This is a genomic window from Chryseobacterium sp. VD8 (genome assembly GCF_037149975.1).
Classification (GTDB): Bacteria; Bacteroidota; Bacteroidia; order Flavobacteriales; family Weeksellaceae; genus Chryseobacterium; species Chryseobacterium indicum.
In genome coordinates this window covers 1-8,182 of sequence record NZ_JBBCQL010000210.1, presented here as the reverse complement: position 1 = coordinate 8,182, position 8,182 = coordinate 1, and the positions used below count along the sequence as shown (strand labels likewise).

Annotated in this window: 7 protein-coding genes and 1 tRNA gene; 4 read left to right on the top strand and 4 right to left on the bottom strand. The window is 31.8% G+C overall.

The window, feature by feature from the left end; translation table 11 throughout:
* Window positions 1–2,442: ATP-binding protein (locus WFK35_RS18080; protein WP_336733749.1), on the top strand; the 2,442-nt coding region annotated here is incomplete at its 5' end.
* A 1-nt stretch (window position 2,443) separates the two neighbouring features.
* A complete protein-coding gene (locus WFK35_RS18075) occupies window positions 2,444–4,048 on the top strand; it encodes a response regulator receiver domain (protein WP_336733748.1) in 1,605 nt (534 codons plus the stop codon).
* 71 nt (window positions 4,049–4,119) lie between these two features.
* Here the strand turns inward: WFK35_RS18075 and WFK35_RS18070 are convergent.
* Both WFK35_RS18070 and WFK35_RS18065 read right to left on the bottom strand, forming a co-directional pair.
* Window positions 4,120–4,199, bottom strand: a tRNA-Leu gene (locus WFK35_RS18070).
* A 79-nt stretch (window positions 4,200–4,278) separates the two neighbouring features.
* Window positions 4,279–5,046 carry an MBL fold metallo-hydrolase gene (locus tag WFK35_RS18065; RefSeq protein ID WP_336733747.1) on the bottom strand — a complete coding sequence of 256 codons (768 nt, stop codon included), beginning with the start codon at window positions 5,044–5,046 and terminating at the stop codon, window positions 4,279–4,281.
* Between the two features lie 54 nt (window positions 5,047–5,100).
* Between WFK35_RS18065 and WFK35_RS18060 the strand changes: the two genes are divergently transcribed.
* Together WFK35_RS18060 and WFK35_RS18055 are read left to right on the top strand one after the other, a co-directional pair.
* Entirely contained in the window at window positions 5,101–6,528 is a 1,428-nt protein-coding gene (locus WFK35_RS18060) for a TonB-dependent receptor (protein ID WP_214590454.1), read from the top strand.
* Window positions 6,529–6,540: 12 nt separating this feature from the next.
* Window positions 6,541–6,990 carry a GAF domain-containing protein gene (locus tag WFK35_RS18055; protein WP_087711498.1) on the top strand — a complete coding sequence of 150 codons (450 nt, stop codon included), beginning with the start codon at window positions 6,541–6,543 and terminating at the stop codon, window positions 6,988–6,990.
* Between the two features lie 197 nt (window positions 6,991–7,187).
* On the opposite strand, the gene WFK35_RS18050 is transcribed toward WFK35_RS18055, so the two are convergent.
* Together WFK35_RS18050 and WFK35_RS18045 are read right to left on the bottom strand one after the other, a co-directional pair.
* On the bottom strand, window positions 7,188–7,925 hold the full coding sequence (locus WFK35_RS18050) for an ABC transporter substrate-binding protein (RefSeq protein ID WP_336733746.1): 738 nt from the start codon (window positions 7,923–7,925) through the stop codon (window positions 7,188–7,190).
* 26 nt (window positions 7,926–7,951) lie between these two features.
* Window positions 7,952–8,182, bottom strand: a 231-nt coding sequence (locus WFK35_RS18045) for a magnesium transporter (RefSeq protein WP_336733745.1), incomplete at its 5' end; no start/stop codon positions are given.

Here is an 8,182-nt window from a genome sequence, read left to right as displayed (position 1 = left end):
ATAATTATACCCTTAAAATCTATCGATCATATTAATATGATCAATACTGATTTATCTGATTTAAAAAAAGATTTTTTATCAAATTTTGATGCTGAAAATGCGATTGATGGTAAACCTATTTGGGAGGTTAAGCAATTAAATTTAAAATCTGAAATTATTTCGGAAACGAATAAGGCAATTTTAGAGGAACCTATTTTACAAAAAATATTTTCTTTTTTTGATTCTGATGATTCTCATGGAACAATGTTTTTAATATTTAATCCAATCGATCAAATATTGGAATTGTCTGAGAATGATGATGATGGGATTGAAGATAGAAATTTCGTTATATCAAATTTAGCGGGCTTTACTAATCCTTTCAAGAATAATCCTCTTAATATCAATACAAATTTTTTAATCAATAAAAATGAAGAAGAATTTGATTTATTAGTTTCTCGAGGTGAATTTTTTGATAAGAAAGATTTTGATTTAGGAGATGTAACTATAAGAGGTTGTTTTGATGGAAATGGGAGTTTTAATGGTACTATTCGTATTTATGATGACATTATCGATTATAGCTATGTAAATCCCAGAACAAAGGATAAACGATCATTTTATGGTGAAGTTCCTATTGAACTAGGATATATATCTGGAGAAGAGAAATCATCTAAATTAAATGAAATACAATTTTCACAAATTTCAAAAAAAGTTCAAGAATATGGAGGGTTGTATATTTATAGAGATCATTTTAGAGTTTTGCCTTATGGGAGGTCTGATTATGATTTTCTAGGATTCGAGGAACGAAGATCAAAAAGAGCCGGAACCTATTTCTTTTCATATAGAAGAATGTATGGATATATTGAATTAACAAGACAAAAAAATGAAGATTTAAAAGATAAATCAAGTAGAGAGGGGTTGATTAATAATAGTCAGTTTAGGGCATTTAAAAGTGATGCTATTGGTTTTTTTGTTGCTCTAGCTCAAGATTTTTTTGCAACAGATTCAAGACAATCAATTTTCAGAGACAAACTAAATGAAATTAGAGAACAGAATGAAGCTTTACAGGCAGATAAAGCCAGAGAAAAAGCAGAAAAAATTTCTTTTACAAGATCTCTTAATAATTACCCGAAACGTTTAGATGAACATAGATCTAAATATGAAAACTTATTAAATATTTTAGATAAAAAATTAGAAAATATTAATGTAACTTATTCTGAAGTTGAAGAGATTTTAGATGAGCTGCAAAAAATGGATTTAGAATTTAAAAGTTTAATTCCTAAAGTTCCTAAACGTTATAAACCAACAGAGACACAAAGAGAGCGATTATATAAATTTGAAAATACTTTAAATCAATATATTGAAGTTACAGCTCCACGAAGAGAAGAGTTAAATAGAAGATCTCAGGATAAGCTGGAGATTAGAGACTTGAAAATTGATTTTACCAAAAAATATAATGGTTATATCTCTTCATTAGAGAAGTTTTTACTTTTATATAGACAACAGCTTGAAAATAAATTTGATCACTTAACTAAAGATTATAGAGAAAGGTCAAGAAGATTGATTAACTCTCTGTCCGAAAATAAAGAAAAAACTATTGATAATATTAGTTCAAAGGAACAGATAACTTATTACACTGAGGAAACTGAAAAGTTATATAATATATTATTTGAAGAAGCGGAAAAAACATTATTTCCTTTAGTTGAACATATTAATAGATTATCCTTTGATATTGATGAGGAACAAGTACAAGGTGCATACAAAGCTCAATACGAGCAAATGAAATATCAATGGGAGCAGACCCGAGAGACAGCTCAATTAGGAATTGCAGTTGAAATTATTGATCACGAATTCAATCAGCTATACGCGCGAATTAATAATCAATTAAAAGCATTAAGTAAGAATAATGTGATCAATTCAATAAGAGAATTTAATTTTTTAGAAAGAAATTTTAGGCAATTAGAAGATAAATATGCTTTATTGTCTCCATTATATAGAATTTCTGGTGCACTAACTAAAAATATATCTTGTAATACAATCTATAATTATCTACTTGAATTTTTTGAAAATCAAATTAAAGAGTATCATATAGAATTTGATGTTTCAAATACTTTCAAAAATCATATTATAAATATTAAAGAACCGATTATATATACAGTGTTCATAAATGTTATCAATAATGCGATTTATTGGATGCGAAATAAAGAAAATCGTACTATAAAACTTGATTATCTTGTAGATACACAAGAAATAGTAATAGCTAATTCAGGGGAGAAAATACCTGATTATAGGTTGGATAGGATTTTTGATTTATTTGTCTCTCAACGCCCTAATGGCAGGGGAATAGGTCTTTATTTGTCAAAACAAATTCTGAATGAAGTGGGTTTAAACATTTACGCTACTAATGATAAAAAATATAATTCTTTAAATGGAGCTTGCTTCGTAATTAATATCAAAGATAATTAATATGGCATATATAGATATTGCAAAAGAAATTTTAAAAGATAATATTAAATCAGCAATTTATATTGATGATAATGCTCGAGAATTTGATCAAGATATTAAAGTTCTGAGTGGTGCAGAAGAAGAAAAATTGTCGTTAGAATTATACGCAAAATTTAGAAAATCAGGTGTTTCACTGGAGCCAATTAAATATGTTCGGGACAAAGAGGACAATGAAGAATGGTTAAATTATTGTTTAGATAATAGAGATTTGATTTTATTAGATTGGCATTTAGATGGGCAAACTGGAGAAATCCAAAGTTTAAAAATCTTAAATAAAATAATAAATAAACCAAATATTCATTTTTGTGTTATTTATACAAGTGAAGATAACTTGGATAATGTATTTAGGACAATTCTTACTAATTACTGTAATTTGACACCTGATGTATTTACCGAATATAAAGAATATACAGAAAGTATCTTTAATGAAGGATTTGATTTTGTAGATTTTCATAAGATAAGTCTTGGTAGAGACAAAAAAGAATTAAAGCAAGAATTTGGTTCATTTTTAAAAAACAATAAAGACAATGTAGAAGAGTTTAAAAAGCTAGCTTCTATTACGGATAATCTTTGCGCCGTATATAAAATATCAACTGTTAATTTAGGTGTTTTTCACCAAGAATTAAAACATCCTCTTCCTTGTCCAAATATTATAAATCAAGAAAAATATTTATTGGAAATTAATAATACAATAATTACAATTTTTAAGAAGAAAGAGAATAATCCGGATCATTTACTTGAGAATTTTTTTGATCACATTATTACTGACATAGATAGTTATAACCAATTATTAGCTATAGACTTCTTTAATCGTATTTTTAGAGTTGGAATTATTAATAAAGATAATAAGGTAAATTTTACTAAAGATGCCTTATTTGAGCATAGAAACCGATTGAAACAAGAAGGTTTAGATAATTTTTATGAAGAATTTATAAAAGAATTACTGATCGAAAAAATGAACTTATCATTAAGAGATTCAAAATCATTGCTTTTATCAGAAGATATTTACAACGAATTGTATAATCCTGACATAAAAATTAAAAGTCTGGATAGGCATAAAATGAATGTTTTTTATAATTCATTTATTTTGAATAAAAATGGAGGTTATATTAATTTTGGAGATGTTTTTGAAATTGAGGGCGAAGGTAAGTACTTGATATGCTTAACTCCGTTGTGTGATTGTCTTCGCCCTCAGGAGAAAATTAAAAGAAATTATTTTTTTGCAGAAGGGGCACATATAAACTTAGATTCTGCTTTGAAGCTTGGAGATACAGCATTTGTAAGTTTTTTGCCAAATGATAAGGTAGTTAGATGGACTGACGTGCCACAAGATGAGTCAAAATATACACCGATTTATATAAAACCATTACAATATAAAGTATTAGAAGGAAAGGATTTAATTAATTCAGATGGAGTTATTGAACTTTATTATCTAAATAAAGAAGGCGAGCGCAAAAGTAAACAAGTAAAATATATTACAACTATTCGTCAAAATTATGCTCAAAGAATAGCAAATCATGCTTTTTCTTATCCATTACGGGTAGGTGTTGATTTTGTCAAGCTATAATTTCAGCCACCCTTTTGACCACCCTGAAAAGCAAAAACCTCTGAAAATCAAATGATTTCAGAGGTTTTTTGTACCCAGGACCGGGATCGAACCGGTACTCCTAAGAACTGGTGTTTGAGACCAGCGCGTCTACCAATTCCGCCACCTGGGCAAGTGTGTTACCTTGTTTTGAATCGGTGTGCAAATATAGAAACTTTTCTTTATTCTCCAAAGTTTTTTGAAGAAAAATTTTAAAAAATAATCTCCAAACCGTCGTAGGCAAGGTGCATTCCGGATGGAAGTAGTTTATCTTCAACGTCATGCAATCCCAGATGATGACTGATGTGTGTAAGAAATAATTTTTCAGGTTTCAGTTCTTCAAATAATTTAATAACATCCGGCAAAATAAAATGGGCAGGATGTGGATCAGACTTCCGGATGCAGTTTAAAATCAAAACATCAAGATTTTTTAATTTTTCTTTTTCCGTTTCAGAAATAAATCCGGCATCTGTTATATAAGCCAGCTTTTTAAATTTATAACCGAAAACGTGAATTTTAAAATGAGTGACTTCAACCGGTGTAATTTCAGTATCTAAAACTGTGAAAGTTCTGTTTTCAATTTCATGAAGTTCAAAAGCCGGAGCTCCGGGATATTTTTCATCCGCAAATGCATAAGGAAAACGGTTTTTAACTTCGTCGGCAACTCTTGAAGAACAGTATAAAGGAATATCTTTTCCGGTTTTGAAAATAAGAGGACGCATATCATCAAGCCCGATAACATGATCATTATGTTCGTGAGTAAGCAATGCAATATCTACACGATCTTCCTGATTGGTAAGCATTTGCTGCCTGAAATCAGGTCCGCAGTCGATAAGGATTTTTTTGTCTTCATCGGTCGTTATCATTACAGAAGAGCGGAGCCGACTGTCTTTGGGATTACCTGAAGTACACACTTCACAAGTGCAGCCAATAACAGGAACACCCTGCGAAGTTCCCGTTCCTAAAAATTTCAACTTCATTTTCTTTTGAGGTTGGTTTAATTTTGGTAAATTTACGAAAAATTTAATGTCCTAATGTATCAGAAACTAACTCCTAAACAAAAAGCATTAACAATTAATCTAGATCCTACTATTTATGGTACTTTCGCAGAAATTGGAGCAGGGCAGGAGACAGTCCGACACTTTTTTAGAGCAGGGGGAGCTTCCGGTACAATTGCTAAGGCGATGTCGGCTTACGACAAAGATTTTAGTGATGCCATCTACGGAAAAGAGGTAAAAAACAGATACGTTACCCAAAACAGACTTCGAAAAATGCTTCGCTATGAAGTCGCTCTTATCGAAGAAAGAATTTCAAGAGAAAGCAATCCCAACAGAAAATATTTTTCTTACGCCAATACCGTTACCACGATCAATTTTGATAAAACAGTCAAAGGTCACGGCTGGGTTGGAATCCGTTTTCAGGTAAAAGAGAACGAAGATTATAATGAAATTGTAATTCACGTAAAATTCAAAGAGAATGATGCGACCTTGCAGCAGGAAACCCTTGGGAATTTAGGGGTGAATTTAATTTTCGGAGCTTTCCATTACTATGACAATCCTAGAAATTTAATTGAATCTTTATACGACGACGTTGCAAAAGACAATCTGGAAATTGATATGATCGATTTCAGCGGACCTGCTTTTGCGTATGTGGATAATAGGCTGATGTCTTTACAGCTGGTTAAAAACGGAATGACGGATGCTGTGATTTTCAATTCGGAGGGGAATAATATGCTTCCTGCGGATATTTTGTACAAGAAAAATATTTTTGCAGTAAGAGGAAGCTTCAGACCTGTAACGAAGGTAAATATTGATATGCTTCAGAACGGACTCAATATGTTCATGAAGGAAGTAACCTGTACTGAGGATGAAACTGAAGTTTTAATAGAAATCACCATTTCAAACCTTCGCGCCGACGGAGACATCAATGAAAGGGATTTCCTCGACAGAGTGGATGTTCTCGGCAAATTAGGATATACCGTAATCGTTTCCAATTATTCTGAATATTACCGACTGATTGATTATTTTGCTTCCTACACAAGCGGAGAAATCGGCGTTGCAATGGGGGTGAATAATCTTCTAATGGTATTTGACGAAAAGTATTATAAAAATTTATCGGGAGGAATTCTTGAAGCTTTCGGAAAATTTTTCCGAAACGGGATGAGAGTATATCTATATCCTTACAAAGATCCGGAAACTCTGGAACTGCTGGATTCCGATAACCTTAAAGTGGAAGAAAACCTAAAGGAGCTTTATAAATATTTCAAGCACAACAACCGTATTGTGGACATCACCAATTACAATCCGGAGTTTTTGGAAATTTATTCCAGAGATATCCTGAAGAAGATCGGATGCAATATAAAAGGATGGGAAAATCAGCTTCCGGAAGGAGTTGCAGAGATGATAAAAGAGCGTGGAATGTTCGGCTACAAAGAAGAACTTTCATTAAAACAATTTTCTTAAAACAGTAAAAAAATGTCAGAATTAAAAAAAAGGCTTTCGTCTATTCTTGAAAGTCCGAAACATAATACCGAAGAGAAACTTCAGAAAGTGTGTCACCTTTTGGATCAGGAAATATCTTATTTCAACTGGACCGGTTTTTATTTCAAAAACGGAGATAAAGACGAACTGAAACTGGGACCTTATGTTGGAGCTCCTACAGATCATACCATTATTCCTTACGGTAAAGGAATCTGCGGTCAGGTTGCCGTTTCCAATGAAACGTTTGTTGTTCCCGATGTACATGAAGAAAGTAATTATCTGAGCTGCTCTATCGATACCAAAGCAGAAATCGTAGTTCCGATCTTCAAAGACGGACAGAATATCGGTCAGATTGATATCGATTCCCACACAATTGATCCTTTTACCGAAGAAGACAGAGAATTATTGGAGTGGCTTTGTAACGAAGTTTCTAAAATTTTGTAAAAAAAATCTCGCTTTTAAAGTGTTTAAAATATAAGACTCCGGCTCGAAGAGCCGGAGTCTTTTGTATGATAGGACAGATCAAAATTTTCTTTCGAAATAAACGGACTTAGTCCGTTTTCATCAACAAACGAATAAATCGGCTTCAGCCAAAACTTAGAAAATCTATTAAAAAAAATGACTGCCATTCGTGAAAAAAATTAGTGAAATTCGTGTTTAAGATCAGAAATAAGTTCCTTAAAATAATTTTCACACTTCGCAATATGTGTTCCATACCAGGAAAAAGCCTCTCCGTCTACAATCATTATTTTTTTATCCGGATAAAACTTTTTTAGCTCTTTAATATGTTTCTCCTTAAAAGGAAAAGGTTCAGAAGACAGCATTATCAGTTCCGCTTCCGCAAGATCTTCCGTCTGAATAACAGGGTAACGTTTCTGATCTTTAAAAATATTTTCAAAACCGATTTCACTCAGAATTTTATGAATAAAAGTATCGGAACCGATTGTCATGTAAGGATTATTCCAGATTAAATAGGCAACTTTTATGGGAGATTCAATTTTTGCGTGGTTGAGAACATCATAGATTTTTAAGTTAAAAAGCTGTGCTTTTTCTTCCTGATGAAAGATTTTGCCTAAATTTTTAAGCATATAATAATTATCCTCAATATTTTCAACATTGGTAACGATTACTTTAAAATCATCCATTAAAGCTTCCACCTGCTCTTTTACATTTTCTTCCTTATTGGCTAAAATAAGATCAGGCTGCAAAGCTTTTATTTTTTCAATATTGATATTTTTTGTACCGCCGATAACCGTTACATTTTTTACCTTCTCAGCAGGATGAATACAGAATTTCGTTCTTCCGACCACTTCTTTTTCCGTTAAACCTAAATCAAATAAAGCCTCAGTAATTGAGGGAACCAAAGAAACTACCTTCATTGTACTATTTTAGATGCCGCCTAAAATTACAAAAGTTTACCCGTTAAGAAAAGTCCTGCGACCGAAAAATAAATGATTAATCCCGTTACATCTACCAGTGTAGCTACAAAAGGAGCAGAAGAAGTTGCCGGATCGAGTTTTAATTTTTTAAGAATAAAAGGAACCATAGAACCCGAAAGAGTTCCCCAAAGGACGATCATAACAAGAGAAACCCCTACACTTAAACCTACAAAAACCCAGTGAATTCCATAGTCGAA